Genomic DNA, 23,581 nt, shown 5'->3' with positions numbered 1-23,581 from the left:
CAAATACAAGTCTTAGAACAATTATAGCACAGCTAGGGTTAGGGATGGGTAGTGCTGGGAGTGAGGTAGAGTGAGGCTGAGGATACGGAGAGCTGGGAGTGGCGCGTAATGATGCAAGTGATGCGGAGTGCTGGGGAGTGAGTCGGAGTCAGACGAATGATACGGAGCTGGGAGTGGCGCGTAGTGATGCAAGTGAGGCGGAGTGCTGGGAGTGGCGCATAGTGATGCAAGTGATGCGGAGTCAGACGAATGATACGGAGCTGGGAGTGGCACGTAATGATGCAAGTGATGCGGAGTGCTGGGAGTAATTTATGTACTCAAATTGGAAGTATTACCCAAGTCCTACTAGACGGGGTCTAGGCACTTGGTTAGTGTGTATGCTAAGTCCCGTATTCTCTCTATATGATCTCTTTGGGATGATTTGTTCGGTACGTTAGCAACATTCTGACGCTTAGGGGAACCCAGAAGCCTTATTTCGCTGAATTCAGCCTTTTAGAAGGATGAAGCGGAACTACGTGACGCTATTTCGGCAAAATTGAGCCTTTTAACCCTTCATTTCGAAAAAATAACGTTTGTACGTTCCGTTAATCATCTGAAATCGAGATTTAACAGTAAATAGCGTTCTCTCGTTCCGTTTGGCGTCGGTTTGAGTTCGACTGTCACCTTCGAGACGGGTATGAATGCTTAAGTTTCCATAGTTAGCAAAATAAAAAGAGTGAAGCCGAGACTAATCTCGCTTCACTCTTTGCTTTACTTACAGAACGCTCGCTTGACCAGAGTAGATAACGCCAACTTCTGGATAGATCGAAACTTCTGTGCCGTCTTTGATTATTTCGACTGCGTTCTCGACGCCTACAATGACCGGAATACCAAGGCTTAAAGCGACTACTGCCGCATGGGAAGTGATCCCGCCAACTTCGGTAATCAACGCTGAAGCTCTTTGTACAGCTGGCATATATTCTTTGTCCGTCGATACCGTTACAAGTACAGCACCGTCTACCATTTTCGCATTCGCTTCTTCTGGTGTACGAGCTGTTACAACGATACCACTTGCCGTCTGCATGCCGATACCTGTTCCTTTGGCGATCATCTCGCCTACTTGATGAACCTTGATCAAGTTCGTAGTTCCGGAGCGTCCAACAGGAACGCCTGCTGTAATAACAACGATATCCCCAAGAGACACGATACCCGTTTTAATACTGCTATCCACAGCAAGGTTAAACAGCTCGTCCGTCGTTTTCGCTTGCACACCCATCACTGGAATAACACCCCATACGAGGGACAAGCGGCGAATGACTTGCTCGCTAGGCGTAACTGCGATGATTGGTGATTTTGGACGGTATTTGGACACCATTCTAGCCGTATATCCACTTTCTGTGGCTGTTAAAATCGCTTTCGCACCCAGCTCCAAAGCTGAGTTAGCTACCGCTTGCGAAATCGCTTCAGTTACTGTAACTTGCTGAGCTTGAGCTTGACGAAGGAAAATTTCTTTATATTCTAATGCTTCTTCTGCACGCTCAGCGATACGAGCCATCGTTTGCACGGACTCAACTGGATATTTACCAGCAGCTGTTTCACCGGACAACATCACAGCATCCGTTCCGTCGAACACCGCATTGGCTACGTCACTTGCTTCTGCACGCGTTGGACGCGGGTTACGCTGCATGGAGTCGAGCATCATCGTTGCCGTAATAACCGGCTTACCTACGATGTTACATTTTTTGATCATCTGTTTTTGGACAACAGGAACATCTTCTGCAGGAATTTCAACGCCAAGATCCCCACGAGCAACCATCAGACCATCGGATACTTCGAGGATCTCGTCTAAGTTGTCAACGCCCTCTTGGTTCTCGATTTTACTAATGATCTGAATGTGTGAAGCATTGTGTCTTTCCAACAATTCACGAATTTCCATAACGTCACTTGCTTTACGTACGAAAGAAGCGGCGATGAAATCTACGCCCTGCTCAATACCGAAAACGATATCGTTGGCATCCTTCTCCGTGATCCCTGGAAGACTGATTTTTACACCTGGCACGTTTACGCCTTTTTTGCTTTTAATCGTTCCACCATTGACAATGCGGCACTCGATTTCGGTTCCACGAATACCAACAACAGAAAGACCAATTAAACCATCATCGATTAGAATGGTAGATCCAACAGCAACGTCACGCGGCAGATTCGAATAGGTTACTGAGATACGATCTGCATCGCCTAAGATTTCTTCTGTTGTCAAAATGATGTGCTTGTCCTGAACAAGCTCAATCGGCTCTTCTTTCAATTTTCCCGTGCGAATTTCCGGTCCTTTGGTATCAAGCAAAATAGCTGCTACTTTGCCTGTCTCAGCGGATGCAGCGCGAAGGTTGCGGATACGTGCGCCGTGCTCCTCAAAATCCCCGTGGGAGAAGTTAAGACGGGCAACATTCATTCCCGCTTCTAGAAGCTTTTTCAAATTCTCTTGTGATTCGCTTGCAGGTCCAATGGTACAGACAATTTTCGTTTTACGCATGGTTTCCCTCCTGAGTGAATGTGAACCGGCCGATCTCTCTAAATTTACGGTAACGGTCCTCGAGCAGCTCCTGTTCGTTCATACTTAGCAAATGCTGAAGCTGTTCCCAGATAGCTGTTTTGATCAATTCTGCTTGTGCTGCTAAATCCCGGTGTGCGCCACCTTTAGGCTCCGGGATAATACCGTCGATCACCTTTTGCTCCAAGATATGATCTGCAGTAATTTTCATTGCTTCTGCCGCGTGTAAAGCTTTGGAAGCATCTTTATATAAGATGGAAGCCGCGCCTTCGGGACTAATAACCGAATAAATAGCATTCTCCAACATCAATACCTTGTTACCTACACCTAATCCAAGTGCGCCGCCACTGCCGCCTTCCCCAATAACAATACAGATAATCGGCACACGAAAAGAGGCCATTTCCAGTAAATTTCTGGCAATCGCTTCTCCTTGGCCGCGCTCTTCTGCAGCATTCCCAGGGAATGCACCTTTGGTATCAATAAACGTCACAATAGGACGCTTAAATTTGTTCGCTTGACGCATCAACCTCAGCGCTTTACGGAAACCTTCTGGATGCGGACAGCCGAAGTTACGAGCGATATTATCCTTCGTATCTTTCCCTTTTTGGTGACCGACAACCGTAACTGGAATGCCGTTCAATTTGGCTAGTCCACCTACAATCGCGAGGTCATCCCCATAAAGGCGATCGCCATGAAACTCTATGAAATCCGTGAAAATGGTTCCAATATAATCAATCGTTGTCGGCCTTTGCGGATGGCGAGCCAACTGCATTTTCTCAGCAGAAGACATATTCGCATAAAGCTCATCTTCGAGTTCAGCATATCTTTCTTCCAAACGGCGGATTTCTTCTGAAAAGTCAATTTGCTTCTCAGCGCCAAAAGTACGCAGTTCCGCAATCTTCTTCTTTAGTTCCGCCAGCGGCTGTTCAAACGGCATTTCACCCGCCATAAGTCGCCTCCCCCTTCACTCCGTGCATGTCTAACAGCTTGATTAACGTAGGACGCATATCCTTACGGCTCACGACCTTGTCGAGCTGACCATGCTCGAGATTGAATTCAGATGTCTGGAAATTGTCCGGCAGCTTTTGTTTAATCGTTTGTTCAATAACACGACGGCCTGTAAATCCAAATGGTGCAGCAGGTTCAGCAATAATAATATCGCCTAGCATAGCAAAACTCGCAGATACACCGCCGAAAGTCGGATCTGTAATAATAGAAATAAACAATCCGCCTTCCGCGCCGAGCTTGGACAAAGCAGCGCTTGTCTTCGCCATTTGCATCAAGCTTAGAATGCTTTCTTGCATACGAGCTCCACCTGATGTGGAGTAAATGATAATTGGAACTTTCTTTTGAATGGCAGCTTCGATTGCTCTGGTTATTTTCTCCCCAACAACGGAGCCTAGTGATCCACCCATGAAGTCAAAACTCATGGCCGCAACAATAACCGGATAGCCACCAATCGTACCTTCACCGGTCATAATTGCATCTTGTAATTTCGTTGTGCTCTTCGCTTTATCCAATTTCTCAACGTAGTCAGGGAACTCCAACGGATCCTCGGAGATCATGTCTGCGTCGTATTCCAAAAACTGACCTTCATCGAGCGTTAATTGGATACGTTCCAAGGCACTTAAACGATAATGATAGCCACAAGCTGTACAGACTTTTAGATTTTTCTCAAGCTCTTTACTCGTTTGGATCGTACCGCATTTCGGGCATTTATTCATTAAACCTTCGGGAATATCCCTTTTTGTTTTCTCGGAAGGAATCGTTGCATATTTACGCTTTTGAAATAAATCCTTTAGCACATTTCCACCTCTACTTGGCTATTATCTTGAACTTCTGACAAGCCACGTTACTTGCTTCTACTTTTCATTATCTATGTAAAATAGAATTGAGCACTTCCTGAACTTCCTCTACTTCACCTGCGGGTACGACGATTTCGAACTGATTTTTGGATAAGGATATACCCCGAACTTGTACGAGAAATCCTTCTTCCGTCAGCCTCTGTTTAATCCGCTCTGCAATCTTCGCGGTAGGAGCTATGTATATCACCGTCCACATGAAAAAAAAACCTCCTATGACGTGCAACTACATGGATTAGGGCAAGTTAGCAACGATGATAATTAACATCCTACATAAGCATAGGCGCACACAATGGAATAATGATATCATAATTTCTCTTTTTCCCGCAACAGAGCACGTTCATGAAAAAAAGTGAAGTCTGAACTTTTTTGAGCTAGTCCAGACGTAATTTACTGCTATAATCAGGCGCATGCTCATTCTGATGAGCGATTCTGGCAGAAGCCGCTGCCGCTAAACCACAGATCAAATCATCCAGAAAAACATGAACAGAACTTCGATCATCATTCAATGTTCGGATAATACCCATTTTTTCTTTATCTAAATAGCCAAAGCTAGTTAATCCAATCATCCCATATACATGAACAATGCCTAGGGCCAGAGTTTCATCGACACCGAACAGAGGTTCATCCGCTTCAAGAATCGATTGCAAAGGCTCGGGCAACAGCTTTTTCTCTGCCAATTCATCAAGAGCAATGCCCGTATAAAGCGTATACTGTACTTCCCGCTTGGCGAGAACAGCCAGCACACTCTCAATACACTCTTCTTGCGATAGTTGATCATTATAGGGCTTTTGCAGCTTGAACACAATTTCAGAGATTTGCTCTACCGTTACACCACGTCTCTGCAGCAACTGGATCATATGTTGTTCGGTCATAAGTCTCCTCCTACGCATGTATTAAGCCCTTGAAATACCGGGTTCCTATTCATATGCGAAGGATGCTATCTTTATTTCACTCTGACCGAATCTTTACCCATTATGGTCTCAATCATACGGAACAAATCCTTCGAAGGATCGACCAAATATTGGTCGCTCAGGGCCAAGAGCTTGTTGCTCCTTTCGTAGAAAAGCGCAACTGCGAGCCCCCCCTTATGCAGCTTCAGCAGCGCCTTCAGCTGCAGAAGCTTATCCGGCTGCTCGCAGTCAGCCGAGATCTTGACGAACACGCGCTGCGCCTTCGGCTCCGCAGCGTTCGTGCGCGCCGGCTGCGCCGCAGCGCGGGACTCCTGGCGGCCCGCCGCAGGGGCCGCCTGTGTGACAGCGGCGGCGCTGCGTGCGCCGCCTGAGATGGCAGCCGCGCGCGCAGGCCGATCACTGACTACGTCAGCTGATCGCCTATGCGCCCCTGGCTGCCGGCGAAGCCGCTGGACGCCTGCAGGGTCGTCCAGCGCGACAAGCTGCTCCGCGAGCAGCTTGGGCGGGTCCTCGTCCTGAAGCTGCAGCTTCGCCCGGACGAGGACCAGTCTGCCCTTCTGCACGAGCGGAGCCGCATTCTTCCAGGTCTCGGGGAACAACACCACCTCGATCTTGTCAATGCGATCCTCCAGCTCCATGAACGCCATGGGCTGCCCTTTCTTCGTGACAATCGTCTTATTCGAGAGGATCATCCCCGCTACAAGCACCTCGCTGTTATCTGGCAGCTCGGCTAATTGATGAAGCATAGCCGCTTCCATCTCAATAAGCTGCTCCGCATAGGCATCAAGCGGATGTCCAGATATATACATGCCGAGAAGTTCCTTCTCGAGCTCCAATTGTTTACTTTGCGGCATCGGAGGAATATTCGGAACCTCCACCTCCCAATTTGGTTCTTCAACGAAGCCAAAGAGGTGAAGCTGCAGATCATCCCGTTCCTTGCGCCATTTGGTTGCGGAGGCGATGGTTTCATCGAGAATAGCCATCAGCTGAGCGCGATGCCCGCCTAGAGTGTCAAAGGCTCCACCTTGAATGAGCGATTCAATCACTCGTTTATTACATACGCGTAAATCTACACGTCTGCAGAAATCAAGCAAGCTCTCGAACTGTGACTTTTTCCGTTCATTAAGAATAGCATCGATAGCTTGAGTGCCTACATTTTTGATCGCTGCAAGTCCGAAGCGGATAGCCCCGGCCGCAGGATCCGGTGTAAATACCGTTCCGCTGCCATTAACATCAGGCGGCAGCACAGCCAATTTCACCCGCCGGCACTCATCCACATATTCGGCTACCTTCCGATGATTCCCCATAACAGCCGTTAACATAGAAGCCATAAAATAAATCGGATAGTGCGCTTTTAAATAAGCCGTTTGGAATGCCAACACCCCGTAAGCCGTTGCATGCGCACGCGGAAAACCATAATCAGCAAAACGCACGATCATATCATACACATGATTAGCCTCATTGGCATTAAAACCTTGACGCAAGCTGCCCGAAACGAAATGTGCCCGTTCTTCATCCAGCACTTCCCGCTTCTTCTTGGACACTGCTCGTCTTAACAAATCTGCTTCGCCTAAGCTAAAACCAGCCATAGATGAGGCAATTTGCATAATTTGCTCTTGGTAGACGATAATGCCGTACGTATCCCGAAGGATAGGCTCTAACGTGGGGTGCGGATAAACGACCTCCACCTGTCCGTGCTTCCCATAAATATACTTAGGTATAAACTCCATCGGACCTGGACGGTACAAGGCCACAACGGAAATAATATCCTCAAACACAGAAGGCTTCAAATCCTTCAACACCTTGCGTACACCCGATGACTCCAATTGGAAGACACCCGTCGTTTCTCCCTTACTAAGCATACCGTAGGTCACAGCATCCTCATCCATGTCCAGCATATCAAAGTTGAGACGCACATTTTCCATCTGTGCTATCCAATCAACCGTTCGTTCTATAATAGACAGCGTCCGCAAGCCGAGAAAATCCATTTTCAACAGTCCGATGGCCTCCAAATGCTCCATCGTATACTGGGTAAGAGCTGTCTGAGCCGTGCCTTCTTGGAGAGGGACATACTGCGTTAACGGTTCTCTGGAAATAACAACCCCTGCCGCATGCGTTGAAGCATGGCGCGGCATTCCTTCAACACGCATCGCCATTTCCAGCAATTCTGCTGTCTTGGGCTGTCTTGCAACCAGCCCCTTTAAATCAGAACTAATCTGGAGTGCTTCCGATAAAGTCATACCTAGTTGATTCGGAATTGCCTTGGCCGCACGGTCAACGTCCCCATAGGGTACATTTAATACGCGTCCGACGTCCCTTACCGCGGCTTTGGCCGCCATCGTTCCGAAGGTAATAATTTGCGCGACATGCTCGTGCCCATATTTGGCAACCACATAGTCAATCACTTCATCCCGGCGTTCATCGCTAAAATCGATATCAATATCCGGCATCGTAATCCGTTCCGGGTTAAGAAAACGTTCAAACAGCAGCTTATATTTAAGTGGATCGACATTCGTAATACGGAGTACATAAGCAACTAGACTTCCGGCAGAAGATCCCCTACCTGGTCCGGTCATGATATTCTTTTCGTGCGCAAAACGAATAAAATCCCAAACGATTAAGAAGTAATCAGAAAAACCCATGTTCTCAATGACGCCGAGCTCATAAGCTAGACGTTCCTCAGCTTGTTTCCGCAGCGGCGAATCCGCAGTATGCCACTCAGATTTAGTAGAATAACGCTGCTCCAACCCCTGCATACAAAGCTCTCGTAAATATTCACCAGCCGTGAGGTGCTCAGGTATAGGACGAAAGCTAGGTAAAATCGATTTACCGAACGTAAGTTCGAGCTCACAGCGTGAAGCTACAACGCTTGTATTCGTAAGCGCTTCGGGGACATGGACGAATAAACGTCCCATCTCCTCCTCGCTTTTCAAATACATCTGACTTGTACCCATCTTAAGCCGATCGGTGTCCTCCACCGTTTTGCCTGTTCCAATACAGATGAGAATGTCCTGCATCACATGATCTGGTTCAGTCACATAATGCACATCATTCGTGGCAATTAGCGGGATCCCGGTTTCTTTGCTCAGCTCGATCATCGAGACCATCACTTTTTTCTGCTCAATCATCCCATGATCTTGAATTTCCAGAAAGAAATCATCTCCGAATATGTCACGATAGCGCTCAGCCGCTTTTCGGGCTTCTTCATGACGATTGTGAAGCAGATGCTGGGAAACCTCGCTGCCTAAGCAGGAGCTCAGACAAATAAGTCCCTCTGAATGCTTGGCTAAATGTTCCAAATCGATACGCGGTTTATAGTGAAAGCCCTGTAAATGTCCGATTGAACAGAGCTTCATTAAATTTTGATAGCCTTGGAAATTTTTGGCTAGCAGGATGAGGTGATAAATCGGCTGTTCCTGTCTAGTCCCTTTATCGCGAATAGATCCCGCTGTGAAATAGACTTCACAACCAATAATTGGTTTAATGCCTCTTTGTTTGCAGGCTTTGTAGAAGGCAATGGCCCCGTACATGACACCGTGATCCGTCAATGCCAGAGAGGTCATGCCAAGATTAGCTGCTTGTGCAACAAGCTCCTCCATACGTGCCGCACCGTCTAATAAACTGTATTCACTATGAACATGCAAGTGTACAAACGAACTCATCAGCATGTCCTCCCTTCTTTCATTTTATTCCTTATATTTTATCATATTGGAGCTAGGCATTCCCATACATTAAGTATAGAGAGTTTGTCCTCTTTAACTTAGCTGGAAAGGAAGCGATAAGGACATGTATGTCTTTTGGGCAAATATTATCGTGTATTTCTGTATTGCATTCGGGGTCGTATTTGGAGGCAGCATGTTAAGTGGAATAGCAGCCGTGCTCACGCTTCAATCACCGACAGAAAAAATGCTAACCATTTCAGAAAACATTAAAATCTGGGCCATGGTAGCTGCTGTTGGCGGCACGATTGATCCGATACGCTATATTGAAAGCCATGTAGCTATAGGGCATTTGAATCCCGCTATTAAGCAAATCATTCTGATTATTGTTGCCTTTATAGGCGCTCAGATGGGCACGTCACTTATTCAAATGATCTGCAAAGGGGGCAATCAGCCTTGAGGATCCCTCCTTTTGCCCGATATCAACGTCTGCTTTCGAGTTTAGGACTGATGCTTTCGGGAGCCATCATTGGGAGCGCAATTTATATGAGCATTCATCAGCACACCTACAATCAGCTCTATGTGCAAATGCATAAATATTTGGAGGAAAATCGCGATCTCCTTGATGATATCGAAAATTTAAATAAAACAAAAAATAAACAAGCATTAATTAACACAGTCAATGTTCATCTGCTTCCCAAAAACCAAAATGAACTCATCAGTGAAGATATACAGAAAGAAATCGAGGTGGATGTGAAGAGTGAGCTCAAGCTCGTTATTGGCCAAAAGGCCGCGTTCGTGCGGGACTCACAGCCCCTTTATGAAAGAATTATTACCCAGCGGACCTATATTTTGCATGATAAAAAATATGTCGTTGAGATCAAATCCATCATATTGATTCAAACCGAACTAACTGTCTGGATTACAGCCCAAGAGAAGCGAACATAACCGCCCTGAGCACTTTTTAGGTGATAGAATATTGCAATCTTTCATTAAAATCGCTAAAGTAAACAGTAAACTCGCCTAAAGGACGGATTAACCAGATGTTCGCCATTCAAATCACTTTATTCTCTCTTATTTGCATACTGCTTGGGCTTTCCGTATACTTCAGCTTCCGGTCTCGACGTGAAACGGTTGCGGCTAGACGCGGTTTATTCTCGGCCCGCATGAATATTTGCATGGGTTTGATGCTCGTTCTTATTGCCATCACCCAAATCTTCTTCTTTAGTGAATCCAGCTTTCGCCGCATCTTCGGCACCGTGCTGGTCTTGCTAGGTCTGTTCAACTTATTCGCCGGCATTCGCAACCACGGGCACTTCGATCGCATGCTGCGTTAAATGACTTGAGCGGTTAGCATCGCTTTGGAAACCAAAGTCCCAGCATGATAAATTTCTACATCAATTTTGCCAAACTTACGGCTCACTTCAATGATGGTGGGTCGTATTTCTATTTTGGAGTCAATTTGCAGCGGTTTTAAGAAATAGGTCGACATATTGTCCATGACGAGATCCCCTTTCTTATGTTCCTGCACGATGCGATAGGCCGCTTGGGTCATCAGCGTTGTAAGAACACCTTCCGATACCGTCCCCAAATGATTCGTCATCTGTGGGGTGATAACGCCATGAAACTGCAGTGACCCCTTTTCATCCCTGACCTCTTCCAGTCCGGACCAGATTAAATCCTCGAACGTTTCACCATTCTGCGGCTGCTTCTGAATATACTGCATGGCTTTCAACACATCGCTGCGATTAAGAACGCCAAGGATTTTGCGGTTTGTATCCACGACTGGCAGCAATTCAATACCTTCCCACACCATCATATGGGCTGCTGATGCTACTGAAGTTTGGGGCGTTACAGTAAGCGGACTGCGCGTCATAAGCTTATCTACTGTTTGTAGAGAATTAGCTCCCACCATATCCTTCGAGGTCACAACACCAATAATTCGGTTCCACTCGTCTACAACAGGAAAACGGCTGTACCCGGTATCCTCTGACATGCGCTGCCAGTCCTTCAGTGTACTATTTGCCTTAAGAGCATAAAGGGAAGCACCTGATGCCAGGATGTCCTCGACAAGCATAATTTTCTTCTTGATCAAACGATCGTATATGGCTCTATTAATCATAGAGGCAACTGTAAACGTATCGTAGCTGCTCGAAATAATAGGCAGCTCCAGTTCATCGGCAAGGACTTTCACCTCTGTACTGGTGTTAAATCCCCCCGTAATGAGTACGCCTGCGCCTTGTTCCAAAGCACAGATATGGGCACGGTTGCGGTTACCAACGATTAGAAGGCTGCCGGCCTCAATGTAACGCATCATGGCATCCTGTTCCATCGCGCCGATAACGAACTTGTGCAGCGTCTTATGGAGTCCACGTGAGCCACCTAGTACTTGCCCATCGACCATGTTCACTACCTCAGCAAATGTGAGCTTATCAATGTTCTGCCGCAGCTTTTTCTCGACTCTTACGGTTCCGATTCGCTCTTTGGTCGAGACCAGACCTTGATTCTCGGCCTCTTTAATAGCTCGGTAAGCCGTTCCTTCACTGACTTCCATGTTCTTGGCAATTTTGCGAACGGAGATCCGGCTGCCAAGCTTCAAGCTTTCAATATAGCGTAAAATTTGTTCATGCTTCGTTAATGTATCCACGGATTGTGTATCCAACTGTTACACCTCATTCGCTTGTTCCTGTATTACTCTGTACTACTAGTATAATCGTTCCAAAGCGCAAGAACAATGAAATCAGCTTTTCCTAAATAAAAAATCCAACCCTATTGGATTGGATACTTTATTTGTATTATAGCAAACATACGTTCGTTGTCAAAATGGAAATCTCTTCTTCGCTACTTGCGAAACTGCAGAAGTTTCCGGCGACCTTGAACAAGCTGCTCCAACTGCCATTTTTTCATCCGATTGATGCGGTTCATTTCTTTGCGTTTCTCTTCATCCACACCAAGTATTTGATGCAAATGAGAGGCTGTCACAAGCAGGGCCATCACGATCCAGATGCTACTAAACACCATAGGCAGCGATCCTACATCTCGAAACTCCAATTGGGGAATGGAGTAAAATAGCATACCTAACGTTAAGCTCATGTAAACGACATTTTTAAAGCCTTTCAAAATGATCACTCCTTTCGCTTTAGATAAGCAAGAAACTATCTCATACTAATTTCATTGTATGAGACAAGTTCTTGTTATATGTTCAAAGCGAAAGATTAAGGCTTAGAGACTGTCGATTGATTCACAACTGGTATTCATAACTCCAATATACGAATTTAGCGTCATTCAGCTTTCGTGAGGGCAGATGGCCTATCGTTGTTACCAATGTTGCATTTTCTACAACAATTCATACGCCAAAAGGCTATTTTACAACTTGAAGTTGCATTCCGTACAACATTTTGAGCACATTTGTTGTGAAATGGTCTATATTGGGCCAAATTGTTGTACATGATGCAACAATGAAGGGAGAGAGACGAGGTTTAGGCATAAATTGTTGTACTTACTACAACATCATTCAACAGCGAATAAGAATTCATCCAGCAACCCAAATTCTGCCTATATAGCGATTGATCCCAATTTATGACAAATTAATGTAGAGCAAGATTGATCGAATGAATCGACGGTCTCGCTTACTCAATCTCGAAACCCTGGGAGCTTAGGAAGGGTTTCATGTGCTCTCTAGGCCGCTGCGCTTTGGCGGCCATGTCCTTGGACCAGGTCGTATCGACTTTGCCGCCCGATCGAACCTTCATATAGTCGCGGATGCTCTCGTCGTACACGTCGACCGCTCCTTCGTTATCCGTATACCGATTCTCATGGTATACGGCTTCTCGCGGGAGCCGCGGGCGCTGCGGCGGCTCTTGATCCGGCATGCCGATGCACATGCCGAAGACCGGGTACACCAGCTGCGGCAAGCCCAGCAGCTGAGACACCTCAGCGGGCTTATTGCGCAGCCCGCCGATGTACACTACGCCGAGTCCGAGTGACTCGGCGGCGATGGCTGCATTTTGCGCAGCTAATGCAGCATCTACCGTGGCAACGATGAAGTTCTCAGCGTTGCCAGTAACCGGAGTGTCCCCGTGACGGTGGACAGCCTGCGCGTATCGATGCAGATCCGCGCACCACACTAGGAACAGCGGACACTCGCTGACGTAAGCTTGATTGCCGGCTAGCGCGGCAAGCTGGTTCTTCAGCCCGTCATCCGTTACATGGATAACGCTATATGCTTGCATATTGCTGGATGTAGATGCCGCTTGAGCGGCTGCCAGAATAACATCCAGCTGTTCCGAGCTTACTGGTTCATTCGTAAACTTACGAATGGAGCGATGATTTTGCAATAAAGAAATGATTTCGTTCATCCTTCAACAACCTTTCTTCTATATGTAGAATATATTAAGAAAGTCTCCACCGATATGGTCGACAAACTGTCACGATCGAAGCAACCTCGACTCACTGAAACCAGACTGTCCAACAATCCGTCTTTGCAATTATCCGACACCCGAGAGGAATTTTCAATAAATAATCGCTTTTGGTTGTAGGAAACGTGCGACTGTGAAGTAAACAAAAAAAGACCCAACCAACGGGGTCTTAATCTTCCATCATATCGACAACACTTTTCTTACTTTTCTATATAACAGCGTGAGTACCCACGGTATCGCAATTATCAGCACAAAAACGATCCCATTATAAACGTTAAAAAGCAAAATAGAGCCGGGCGTATTCACCTTATATTTCCAAAGTGATAACAACGCTGGATGCATTAAGTAGACACCAAACGATACCGAACCTAACGAGACGAAAAAGCGGGCAACTTTGGTTGATTTTTGGAGAAGCCATTTCGCGATCCAGATAAAGCTTACACCAATGCCAATGCTGTAGAGTAGCCATAAAATTTCATACCACGTATTTTCAAACTTATATCCTTTTAGTCCCAATAGGTAAAGCATCACATAGGCCAAACCACTGAGGAATGCAGCTGGCAGCACCCAACCCTTGTTCCGATCCATCCAAGAACGAAAGGAACCGTAGTTCATGCCAATTGCACCGCCTACGAGAAAATACCCGAAGTACGTTATGCAAAGCTCTGGTTTATGACTAATTGTACCGAACCAGTGGGTGTAAATGTAAACGCCTGCTTGAATGGCTAGTCCCCAAAGTGCCAGCGTCCGGCGAAACCATGGCGCATTTCTAACAGCCCAAACTAGCAGCGGAAACAACAGGTAGAACTGTACAATAATAATCATAAAATACAAGTGATAGCCGGAATCCGCCCATTTTAATTGTTCTAGAAAAACACGCAGATCAAACTTAATAGGGTGCCCCGGCGTCCAAAGCCAAGGATTATATATATAATAGAAGAAGGACCAAACGATATAAGGAACTAACACTTGGCGGACACGTTTCCAGTAGAAAATACCGGCCTGTTTCGCGCTCCAATTATCCGTATAGATGTAGAATAATACAATGCCACTCAAAAAAATAAACAGCGGAACAGCGAAATAGCTTATTTTGTTCAAAAATAAAATGATTAGCTCTGTGCTGCTCCCCTTCAAAGCCGGATCCACTGTCCAGTCCGCGGTAACATGAATCATAACGACTGCAAGGATGGCGAAGGCTCTAACGAGATCGAGCTCCGTGATTTTTGCTTTTGCCATAACGGTTTCAAATCCTCTTTTCCTAATAAATACCCTTTTACTATAGACAGTTTCGAGTTATTTCGCAACAGCGAGCCTAGCAAAAAAGTATCCCTGCTCTTAGATTGCTTACTAAAAAAGAGTGTAGCCCAGGAGTAGACTTCCAGACGACTAGATGACTAGACTTCTCTACAGTGATACACTCTTTTTTATTTCAACATTGCTTCTAACGGCTCAGCAATAATCCGCTGCACATCTTCCAGCATGATCGACAATCGACGCTCCGCATCGAATAATTGGTTAATACGTGGATTGAGGGCGAGCTCCTCATATCGTTTCTGTAATTTATCCATATCCTCTTGCGGTGGCATTTCGCCTCCCGCCATTTTCTGCTGCAGTTCATTTTGATGATTGCGAAAATCTTCCAACAAGCTCTTACTGGATGCATCGCCGTTAATGATGGAGCGGCACTCCTTCATATCCTTATATTCGCTGCTTTCCTTAATTGCTTTTGCCAATTCGTAAGCCTTATCATGTACATTCATTTTATTTCCTCCTCATTTTTTATTTGTAATGGCCTATGTACTTACTCAACGAATAAAAGGCACTTTCGGACAGATGCCTAGGCACCAAGGGAAATATGTCCTCATATGATGGAGTAGTTTACTTTGCTTAAGCAGCAATGCCATTTTTGCCCACATAAGAAAGATTAAGTTTTCGGTTACCGAAAACAGCTTTCTTATTGGCGATAAAAACCACCTTTAAACGCGGTCGATCATCCATGAATGGCCTCGATAGGGGTTTTCTCATGCTGGAAGGAGTGTTCGCTATTGACCCGGACGAAAGTTGGAATATCCATTCAAGGCACCAGCATCTATTTGGATGATCGGACCGTTGTTCTAAGTGAAGCCATTGCAAAAAAATGGAAAGTTCCGTCCAATCAAACGATTACTATGCGATTTGGCTCTGCCAAGCAGGATGTCAAAGTTGTCACCGCATCAACGTCGAACAGTTTACGTATAAACCCTGCTCTCGCTTCCAAAATCGGTCTTCATCATGGGGCCCAACTCAATCTTTATTATAGGCAAAAAGAAAGCACCTTGTCGATCGGACCCTTGATTGGCGTAATGATTAGCCGAGTTTATGCTAGCTCAAATGATCGCCCATTCGGTGCTATCACTGCTTTTTGTAGAGAAATGACGGACGCGTGTGACCTTTTTGGGGCTATTGTGTGCTTTTTTCCGCCAGATGAAATGCATGCCAATGCCCAAACTCTATCTGCGTATTCTTATTCCAATGGTTCCTGGAGCAAAAAAACGTTTCCGATCCCCAATGTCATCTATAATCGTCTCACCTCGCGCAAATATGAAAACATGACAAATGTTCAACAATTCATGAAAGACGTCAAAGCTCGCCATGCCACTGACATCTTTAATGAGAAATATTTGAACAAAACCGAAGTATTCGAGGCCTTGCGCAAAGATAACACCCTCCATGGATATTTACCCGAATCCTATCTTTTCAAAAACTATCAGATGTTGAAATCCATGGCTGCACGCCATCCGGTCCTATTCCTTAAACCGATTACCGGAAGTTTAGGTAAAGGAATCATTCGCATTCGCAAGGAAGCAGGAGATGGCTTTACCTGCCATTTTACGAACCTAGCTGGGGTTCGCAAACAATCTTTCCCTTCGCTAACCGCTGTGTTCCAGGCCTTATCCGGCAAGCTCAAGACACAACGTTATCAATTACAACAAGGACTCGATCTCATCACTTCCGACGGTAACCCTGTTGATTTCCGAGCACTTGTACAGAGGGGAGCCCTAGGGCAATGGGCGATAACGTCGATTGTTGGCCGCGTTGCAGGAACGCAGCATTTTGTCTCTAACCTGGCTCGTGGCGGAAGCCTTACGACCGTGACTGGAGCACTTGCTAAATCATCGTTTTCGTCTGCTACACGTGTCTCAGTCTCGGGACGTTTGCGCAAGGCATCTCTAGACATCGCCAAAGGGATTGAAACACAAATTCCTAATCATTTTGGAGAGCTAGGAATCGACCTTGCTGTAGATAAAATGGGGAAAGTTTGGTTGCTTGAAGTAAACTCCAAACCATCCAAGGATGATAATACCCCTCTTAACAATGAACGGAAAATTAGACCGTCTGTGAAACAAATCGTGCAGTATGCACGTTTTTTAGCGAAGTTCTGAGGTGAAAACATGCGGTTTAGCACAACTCGTCCCTTGTTAGGGATCATGGTGACGGAACAGAATCGAAAGCTGCCTTTTGCAAGTTCGGGCTTTTTTGAACATCTCATTTCTTATGGTGATAGCGAGGGCCTCGACGTGTTCGTATTCTCACCGAATCGTATCGATTGGAAGCAAGATATGGTGAAAGGTTACACCTACTTGAGTGACACACACGAGTGGGTCATGAAACTCTTCCCTCTTCCTTCACTAATCTATGATCGATGCTTCTTTAGCAATAAACACAGCTATAGGCAGTACCGTTACCATGTTGGCAAGCTGCGTGCGAAACCCCATATTCGTTTTCTCGGTTACGGTTTGAGCGGAAAATGGGAAGTGGGTCAGATCCTACAGAAAGACAGCACTTTGCATCTCTACTTACCTGAAACGAGTATGCTGACAAGTGGCACCGAGCTAAGAAAGTGGCTTCGTACAAGAAACGACGTTTTCCTGAAACCACAGGGTGGCAGCCAAGGCAGAGGTGCCTTGCACATTCACAAGATAAGTACTATGTACGATAACTGCTCTTTTCATATAAAAGGGCGCGACGCCCATAATCACCCTATAGAGCGTGATTTTAAAGACTTTGACTCGTGCTGGTTTTGGCTTCGCAACCTGATTGGTATGCGACCCTATCTAATACAAGAATACCTAACTCTCCACTCAACAGAGGGAATGGCTTACGATGTACGTTCCCTCGTGCAAAAAAACGGCCGTGGGTTATGGGAAAGTACCGGCATGGCCGTACGTATTGGTAAACCTGGAAGCATCACCTCCAATCTACATGGCGGAGGCACTGCTGAAGATGTGACCTCGTTCCTTACCAAGGAGTTTGGTGACTCGAAGGCAAATGAGCTTATAGCCACACTCGATATGCTTTCAAGCCGAATTCCCCCTTTTCTGGAAGCTCATCACGGGCGACTGGCTGAGCTTGGTATAGATCTAGGGATTGATTCTTGTGGTCGCGTGTGGATTCTTGAAGTGAACTCGAAGCCGGGCAGGATGATTTTCGCACGAATGTGTAACGAGAAAGCACGCACGACATCCATTGCAAACCCTATACATTATGCTGGATTCTTACTCCACAAAAAGCTGAGTTGAGCTTGGCTTTGCTGGTATGTGCCAAAGTAGGCAGATGGTCATATCTGCCTGTTTTGACACGGAAAGCCCCGTAGGGCAACAAGTTTAGGAGGGTAACCTAATGAGTTTGACAACGTGTATGCTCCACGCCGTACAACGAACAGATAGATCGGTCTACTTAACAAGTGAACTCGTCAAAGCTTTACGGTTAACCGGCAATAAATCGATAACTGTAAAAGTTGGCAGTAAAAAAGCGACTCTACCGATCCGTCTGATCAAAAAAAGTGGTCAGCATATGTACATTCCGCTTTCCCTAATGGCCTCCTTACGCATTCCTCGAACAGGGAGTGTGTTCGTAACCAATAACAATAATAAAGAACTTCGTATTGGTCCTGTCATTGGTATCTTGACCAACGTAGCGAGCGGTACATCACCATTCGGTACAAAAACTGGATTCATTCGCCAAGTTATGAGTACATCCTCATCGAAATCCTTCGCTTTCGCTTTCAGCCCCAGCAGCGTAAATTGGATTCAAGAAACGGTTACAGGCATTATTCCAAAAGAAGGCGGAGGTTGGGTACGTAAAACATTCCCATTGCCTGATGTTGTCTATAATCGAATGTCTAGCCGCAAAGCAGAGAAATCTGCAGGGATGGAAGGCTTTAAAGACCGATTTGTTCGAAGGGGGATTCCCCTCTTTAACTGGAGCTTCTTTGATAAATGGGACGTTTACAAGATGTTAGATGGCGATGATGCTTTCCGCTTCGTCCCAGAATCCAAGATCAATCCGTCTGCTGATCAAATTAAGGAAATGCTTGATAAGCATAAATTCATTTACTTGAAACCAACGGCAGGCTCTTTGGGCATCGGCATTTTCCGTGTGACTTATAACCCTAAGCGAGGCTACTTCGTTCGGTACCGCAAGGGCGGTAAAAATGTTCTCATCCGTTACGGAAAATTCGACGGTTTAATGCAAATGCTTGGAACTGGACGTGGCCGCCTCACGAATTATGTCGCACAGCAAGGAATTCGTCTCATTGAAATTGACAGCTGCCCTATTGATTTTCGCTTCCATTTAACGAAGAACGGTAATAACAATTGGGTCGTAGCAGCGATCGGCGCAAAGAAATCCGGTAAAGGCAGCGTCACAACCCATATCCGCAATGGCGGTCAATTAATGACGCCAGAACAGGTACTGCGTCAAATCTACGGCAGTCGCGCGGAGCAAGTGCTTACCAATGCCAAAGAAACAGCTATTAAGCTCGCTGAGGGTATCGAGAATAACTATGACCATCTACTTGGAGAACTCGGATTCGATATCGGTATTGATCAAAGCGAGAAAATCTGGATGTTCGAAGCAAATGCCAAACCGGGGAGATCCATTTTCAAGCATCCCTCTTTGAAAGAAGGGGACGTCGCTACCCTACAAAATATTTACGAGCACTGCCTCTTTTTGAGTCGCTTCCGCTCTAGGAGGGAAAACTAATGGGCTTCTTCCTTCATGAGATAGTACTTAAGAAGCCTACTCTGGCCATTCTCACCGTTAAGGATAGTAAGCGTGTATTTCGTGGCAATCTGGACAATTTCCGGGATTTAATTCAAACTGGCGAACAGCTTGGCGTTGATGTATACATCGTGACTACGAAGGACTTCACCTTATCCAGCCCCGAAATATACGGCTATCGCTTCAATGCCGAAACCAAAAAATGGAGCAGGGAACTCGTTCCCGCTCCACAAGTCGTATATAATCGTATTCCCTATCGCAAGATGGAAATGAGGCCTGAGGTCCAGCAAACCATTCAATCATGCAATCGCAGCTCCAGCATTCAGTTATTTAATCCTTCCTTCTTCAACAAATGGACCTTGTTCGGGTGGTTAAATAGCGCCAAAGAAAGCAAACCCTATATGCCCGATACGCAGCAATTGAATTCGGCAAATGATCTGACTCAGCTATTGCGTAAACATGCCGTTCTCTACTTAAAACCAGTTAAAGGTAAAGCAGGGAGAGGCATTATGCGCATTGATCGATTAACGACTGCAAATGGCCGCCGTTATCGGCTGAGCCGCCAAGAAGATAAGAAGATGGCTTATAGTTACCACAATTCCACGGATGAACTATGGAATGAATGGAATAAATACCGTGGTACCCATGACTACATTGTGCAGCAAGGTATCGCTTTAACGAGATACAAAGGGCGAGCTTACGATTTACGCGCTTTGGTCCAGAAGACGTCCAAAGGCGTCTGGAGTGTATCCGGTATCGGAGCTCGCGTAGCTGGTAAAGCTAGCATCACGACACATGTACCTCGCGGCGGATCAATCGACGAGCCACGCAAGCTGCTTACGAGTGCATTTGGTGTCACGGAAGCCAAAAATATTTTGAAACGAGTTCGCAAAGCCGCTGTTACACTCGCTGCGCAAATTGAGAAATCATCCGGCAATCAACTTGGCGAAATGTCGATGGATATTGGTGTCGATACCGCTGGACACATCTGGTTCTTCGAAGCTAATTCTAAACCAATGAAATTCGATGAACCCAAAATTCGTCAAAAGTCACTTGAACGCATTATCCGTTACAGCCTTTACTTGATCAATCATGGGAGAAGAAGGTGATTATGCTTGTCATCGAAACGACTGGGCGTACTCGCTATCTATTTAAGTAAATCTCGGCTCGAAGAGCTCTCTTACTTTCAGCGGTTAAGTAGGGAGGGAAAGAAACTTGGTGTGCAAGTTGAGGTATTTACCCCGGATGACGTCGAAGATGACAACTCCGTTCGTACGTTGACGTATGATTCCGGTCTGGGGAAATGGATTCGCAAGCGGACTTCTTTTCCACCTATTATTTATGATCGCTGCCGGTATAAAGCGGCCGCAAATTATCAGATGCTCAAAGCATTTCGTAATCAACATGCCAAGCTTACGTATTTAAGTAAACCTTTAGCTAACAAATGGTCGATGCATCAAATCCTTTCAGAGAATGAGAGCATTCGCCCCTATTTACCTGCTACTGTCCGATATAGCTCCGTGCAGGAGCTGCTAAAGGTTCTAAAGAAGCATAAGCTAATCTATGTAAAACCAAAGAATGGCACGGGTGGAAGAGGAATATTACGAATTGAACAGCTCGGTTCTGATCTTTATTTATTACAAGGAAGGAATCAGCAACGAACTATCATCGCTCCATTCCGTGCGACGGAAAAACAGCTTGCAATCAAACTGCATACCCTGAAATTGAGCCCCGATTATGTGGTTCAGCAAGGAATCCAGCTAACACTGAGGGATGGCCGTGTGCACGATTATCGCTTGCTAATTCAGAAAAATGGCCATGGTGAGTGGGAAGTGACTGGTTGTGCGGGCCGTATTGGTCCTCATCGCAGCATCACTTCAAATCTTCATGGCGGCGGGAGTGCAGTCACCCAGGATAAATTGTTAGCCTACCGTTTTTCTTCTGAAGAAAAAATGGATGCAATTAAGAAAGAGATGAACAGCTTCGCGTATAAGCTCGCTAACTATTTGGAAAATAAATTCGGTAAGTTATGCGAGTTAGGCATGGATATTGCTGTAGATCCCAAAGGAAATATTTGGCTGCTTGAAGTCAATCCTAAGCCATCACGAGAAGTATTTCGCAAAATTGGTCAACATTCGATCTATCAGAAGGCGGTTACAAGGCCACTCGAATATGCTGTCTGGATGATGAAACAAAAGAAAATAAAAATAGAAGAACAACAAATAGAAGAAACAAAAGCCGAATCATAACGCAAGCAATCGGAAGCGTCAGCTAAAAAACTAGCCAGCTTCCGGCTTACATATGCTGAAGATGTCCCAAAGTCTGAACAAAAATTTGCTCAATATGGTCATCGTCTAGCGAATAAAAGACCGTTTTCCCCACTTTACGTCTTTTGACAATGTGCAAATCCCGCAAGTAGCGGAGCTGATGTGAAACAGCCGACTGCCCCATCCCAAGAAGCGTTGCAAGATCATGCACGCATAGCTCCTTTTGCTGCAGGTAATAGATCATTTTAACCCTTGTCGGATCGCCTAAGGCTTTGAATACCTCCGCAATTCCTACCGCCTGCTCCTCCGTTATTTGAGGTTCCTGTATAAGCTGTACCGAATCAGCCCTTATACAAGTACAAGTGTCCTCATCTTCAATTGCTTCTATCTCTATTTTTTCCATGATCATCCCTCCTTAGCGTTTTGATTCGTTATACTTTTAGTTCCGGATGGGCGTTAGTCGAATTTTCAATTTGAATTGTAGCATGAGTGATTTGAAATCGTTCCTCTATTTGATGAATAGCTTTCTGGAGGACTACCTGACTATCATGATCATCGGCAATGAGTAAATGGCAGCTCAGAGAATCAAGGCCTGAAGTAATCGTCCAAATATGTAAATCATGAACATTAATAACACCATCAATGCTCTCCAGTACGTGTTTGACATCCCCATAAGAAACAGTTGCTGGAGTTCCCTCCATCAATATATGGATCGTCGATTTCAGGACGGTCCAAGCCCCCTTAAGAATAAGAAGAGATACAATAATACTAATGATTGGATCCGCTGCATACCAACCGAAGATCAGCATAGCCCCACCGGCTAAAATAGCGCCCACAGAGCCCAAAGCATCACCTAGAATATGCATATAAGCGCTGCGCAGATTGATATTGCCATGCACATCCCCTTTACGCATAAGTGCCCAAGCACTAAGTAAGTTGGCCATTAAACCGACGCATGCAATGAGCATCATTGAACCGCTGGCAACAGTAGGAGGATCCATAAATCGCCCAATTGCTTCCCAGATAATGAGCCCTGCTATTACAAATAGGGTGACAGCATTGAAAAGAGCCGCTAAGATTTCAATTCTATGAAAACCATAGGATTTATGAGCTGATGATGGCTTGGCAGCGAACCAAAGGGCGGTGAGACTCAATACAAGAGAGCCTGCATCACTTAACATATGGCCTGAATCCGAGAGCAGCGCTAAACTATTGGTCCATAATCCCCCTGCAAACTCTAAAATCATGATGCTCGCTGTAATACATAGCGCAATAAGGAGTCCTTGTTTATTTCCGCTGTGGCCATGGTGGTGATGTCCATGATGATGTCCATGGTGAGCGTGGTCGTGTCCTTGGTGACCCACGTGACCGCTGCAATTAGAGTGATCTTTGTGTTGATGTGATTGTACTTCAGACTCATGATGCTGCATGGATTTCCCTCCCTGTCTCTCAATCCTTTAGAATGAAATACTGCCGTTTGCTTTATACATGGCACCATTATATATGAGCAATTGCTCATATATACATAATAGTAAGTTAAACATGCTGATGTCAATATCGTATCTGCAAAAAAAAGATCGATTCATATGCTCAATTTCACTTGAGCCTGAATCGATCTAACGAATGTTTGTCTAACTGCTATGCCACCGTTGCGGCTTTGTTCGCTCCAGCCTCTATCCCATCCGGGTCAAACGTGATCGTTGCGCTAACTAGCGTATTGGTTACCCCGAAATCTCCCGTTATTCCTCCGCCGCCGCCGGCATAGGATTTGGTTGCACTTGTCGGAGCAAGTATGCCAGTATCGCCATTCACCAGATTTCCTTCATTCCTAATAACGTTTAATATTCCTATAAAAGAAGGCATTCTGATCACCCTTTTTCTATCAAAGTTCT

At 45.6% G+C, this 23,581-nt stretch carries 23 protein-coding genes; 9 read left to right on the top strand and 14 right to left on the bottom strand.

Going from position 1 to position 23,581, the window contains the following annotated elements; all coding sequences use genetic code 11:
• Window positions 1-98: 98 nt before the first annotated feature.
• Window positions 99-308: a hypothetical protein gene (locus tag ASG85_RS06510; protein ID WP_057307284.1), complete on the top strand. Its 210-nt coding sequence runs from the start codon at window positions 99-101 to the stop codon at window positions 306-308.
• A 446-nt stretch (window positions 309-754) separates the two neighbouring features.
• On the opposite strand, the gene pyk is transcribed toward ASG85_RS06510, so the two are convergent.
• The 6 genes from pyk to ASG85_RS06480 all read right to left on the bottom strand — a co-directional run bounded on the left by pyk (window position 755) and on the right by ASG85_RS06480 (window position 8,965).
• Window positions 755-2,509, bottom strand: coding sequence for a pyruvate kinase (pyk, locus tag ASG85_RS06505; RefSeq protein WP_057307283.1), 1,755 nt, complete (start codon window positions 2,507-2,509; stop codon window positions 755-757).
• Window positions 2,502-3,476 (bottom strand): acetyl-CoA carboxylase carboxyltransferase subunit alpha, encoded by a 975-nt coding sequence (locus ASG85_RS06500; RefSeq protein WP_060645678.1) that lies wholly within the window; start codon window positions 3,474-3,476, stop codon window positions 2,502-2,504. Before ASG85_RS06500 ends, pyk begins: the two co-directional genes overlap by 8 nt.
• A complete protein-coding gene (accD, locus tag ASG85_RS06495) occupies window positions 3,466-4,332 on the bottom strand; it encodes an acetyl-CoA carboxylase, carboxyltransferase subunit beta (RefSeq protein ID WP_057307281.1) in 867 nt (288 codons plus the stop codon). Before accD ends, ASG85_RS06500 begins: the two co-directional genes overlap by 11 nt.
• Window positions 4,333-4,399: 67 nt before the next feature.
• Window positions 4,400-4,588, bottom strand: a complete 189-nt coding sequence (locus ASG85_RS06490; RefSeq protein WP_057307280.1) for a hypothetical protein — start codon at window positions 4,586-4,588, stop codon at window positions 4,400-4,402.
• 175 nt (window positions 4,589-4,763) lie between these two features.
• Entirely contained in the window at window positions 4,764-5,264 is a 501-nt protein-coding gene (locus tag ASG85_RS06485; protein ID WP_057307279.1) for a phosphatidylglycerophosphatase A, read from the bottom strand.
• 71 nt (window positions 5,265-5,335) lie between these two features.
• Window positions 5,336-8,965 (bottom strand): DNA polymerase III subunit alpha, encoded by a 3,630-nt coding sequence (locus ASG85_RS06480; protein WP_060645677.1) that lies wholly within the window; start codon window positions 8,963-8,965, stop codon window positions 5,336-5,338.
• Between the two features lie 124 nt (window positions 8,966-9,089).
• Here ASG85_RS06480 and ASG85_RS06475 point away from each other — a divergent pair, with 124 nt between their 5' ends.
• The 3 genes from ASG85_RS06475 to ASG85_RS06465 all read left to right on the top strand — a co-directional run bounded on the left by ASG85_RS06475 (window position 9,090) and on the right by ASG85_RS06465 (window position 10,299).
• Window positions 9,090-9,422, top strand: coding sequence for a YtrH family sporulation protein (locus ASG85_RS06475; protein ID WP_057307277.1), 333 nt, complete (start codon window positions 9,090-9,092; stop codon window positions 9,420-9,422).
• 86 nt (window positions 9,423-9,508) lie between these two features.
• Window positions 9,509-9,910, top strand: a complete 402-nt coding sequence (locus ASG85_RS06470) for a hypothetical protein (RefSeq protein ID WP_156390260.1) — start codon at window positions 9,509-9,511, stop codon at window positions 9,908-9,910.
• A gap of 95 nt (window positions 9,911-10,005) precedes the next feature.
• Entirely contained in the window at window positions 10,006-10,299 is a 294-nt protein-coding gene (locus tag ASG85_RS06465; protein WP_057307275.1) for a YtpI family protein, read from the top strand.
• On the opposite strand, the gene ASG85_RS06460 is transcribed toward ASG85_RS06465, so the two are convergent.
• The 5 genes from ASG85_RS06460 to ASG85_RS06440 all read right to left on the bottom strand — a co-directional run bounded on the left by ASG85_RS06460 (window position 10,296) and on the right by ASG85_RS06440 (window position 15,140).
• Complete coding sequence (locus ASG85_RS06460; protein WP_057307274.1) at window positions 10,296-11,624, bottom strand: DRTGG domain-containing protein; 1,329 nt, start codon at window positions 11,622-11,624, stop codon at window positions 10,296-10,298. The two genes, ASG85_RS06465 and ASG85_RS06460, sit on opposite strands and share 4 nt — an antisense overlap.
• A 179-nt stretch (window positions 11,625-11,803) precedes the next feature.
• The gene (locus ASG85_RS06455) at window positions 11,804-12,091 is read right to left on the bottom strand and encodes a hypothetical protein (protein WP_235549470.1); all 288 of its coding nucleotides are present in this window, start codon (window positions 12,089-12,091) and stop codon (window positions 11,804-11,806) included.
• A 500-nt stretch (window positions 12,092-12,591) separates the two neighbouring features.
• The gene (gene nfsA, locus ASG85_RS06450) at window positions 12,592-13,320 is read right to left on the bottom strand and encodes an oxygen-insensitive NADPH nitroreductase (protein WP_060645676.1); all 729 of its coding nucleotides are present in this window, start codon (window positions 13,318-13,320) and stop codon (window positions 12,592-12,594) included.
• A gap of 240 nt (window positions 13,321-13,560) precedes the next feature.
• A complete protein-coding gene (locus ASG85_RS06445) occupies window positions 13,561-14,616 on the bottom strand; it encodes an acyltransferase (RefSeq protein ID WP_060645675.1) in 1,056 nt (351 codons plus the stop codon).
• Between the two features lie 188 nt (window positions 14,617-14,804).
• Window positions 14,805-15,140 carry a YlbF family regulator gene (locus ASG85_RS06440; RefSeq protein ID WP_060645674.1) on the bottom strand — a complete coding sequence of 112 codons (336 nt, stop codon included), beginning with the start codon at window positions 15,138-15,140 and terminating at the stop codon, window positions 14,805-14,807.
• 285 nt (window positions 15,141-15,425) lie between these two features.
• On the opposite strand from ASG85_RS06440, the gene ASG85_RS06435 reads away from it, so the two are divergent.
• From ASG85_RS06435 to ASG85_RS06415, 5 genes are all read left to right on the top strand, one after another.
• Window positions 15,426-16,802, top strand: coding sequence for a YheC/YheD family protein (locus ASG85_RS06435; RefSeq protein WP_057307269.1), 1,377 nt, complete (start codon window positions 15,426-15,428; stop codon window positions 16,800-16,802).
• Window positions 16,803-16,811: 9 nt separating this feature from the next.
• Window positions 16,812-17,939, top strand: a complete 1,128-nt coding sequence (locus ASG85_RS06430) for a YheC/YheD family protein (RefSeq protein ID WP_060645673.1) — start codon at window positions 16,812-16,814, stop codon at window positions 17,937-17,939.
• A 100-nt stretch (window positions 17,940-18,039) separates the two neighbouring features.
• On the top strand, window positions 18,040-19,404 hold the full coding sequence (locus ASG85_RS06425) for a YheC/YheD family protein (protein ID WP_057307267.1): 1,365 nt from the start codon (window positions 18,040-18,042) through the stop codon (window positions 19,402-19,404).
• Window positions 19,404-20,531, top strand: coding sequence for a YheC/YheD family protein (locus ASG85_RS06420; protein ID WP_060645672.1), 1,128 nt, complete (start codon window positions 19,404-19,406; stop codon window positions 20,529-20,531). Before ASG85_RS06425 ends, ASG85_RS06420 begins: the two co-directional genes overlap by 1 nt.
• Window positions 20,532-20,537: 6 nt before the next feature.
• Window positions 20,538-21,671, top strand: a complete 1,134-nt coding sequence (locus ASG85_RS06415) for a YheC/YheD family protein (protein WP_060645671.1) — start codon at window positions 20,538-20,540, stop codon at window positions 21,669-21,671.
• A gap of 46 nt (window positions 21,672-21,717) precedes the next feature.
• Here ASG85_RS06415 and ASG85_RS06410 read toward each other — a convergent pair whose 3' ends face one another.
• The 3 genes from ASG85_RS06410 to ASG85_RS06400 form a co-directional block, all read right to left on the bottom strand.
• Window positions 21,718-22,092 carry an ArsR/SmtB family transcription factor gene (locus ASG85_RS06410; protein ID WP_060645670.1) on the bottom strand — a complete coding sequence of 125 codons (375 nt, stop codon included), beginning with the start codon at window positions 22,090-22,092 and terminating at the stop codon, window positions 21,718-21,720.
• A gap of 28 nt (window positions 22,093-22,120) precedes the next feature.
• Window positions 22,121-23,119 carry a cation diffusion facilitator family transporter gene (locus tag ASG85_RS06405; protein WP_082587992.1) on the bottom strand — a complete coding sequence of 333 codons (999 nt, stop codon included), beginning with the start codon at window positions 23,117-23,119 and terminating at the stop codon, window positions 22,121-22,123.
• Window positions 23,120-23,327: 208 nt separating this feature from the next.
• A complete protein-coding gene (locus ASG85_RS06400) occupies window positions 23,328-23,552 on the bottom strand; it encodes a spore germination protein (RefSeq protein ID WP_057307263.1) in 225 nt (74 codons plus the stop codon).
• Window positions 23,553-23,581 lie beyond the last annotated feature (29 nt).

Source organism: Paenibacillus sp. Soil724D2 (assembly GCF_001427935.1).
Taxonomy (GTDB): Bacteria; Bacillota; Bacilli; order Paenibacillales; family NBRC-103111; genus Paenibacillus_E.
Note: the sequence above shows the minus strand (reverse complement) of the source record. Positions and strands in the feature narration are given on the sequence as shown.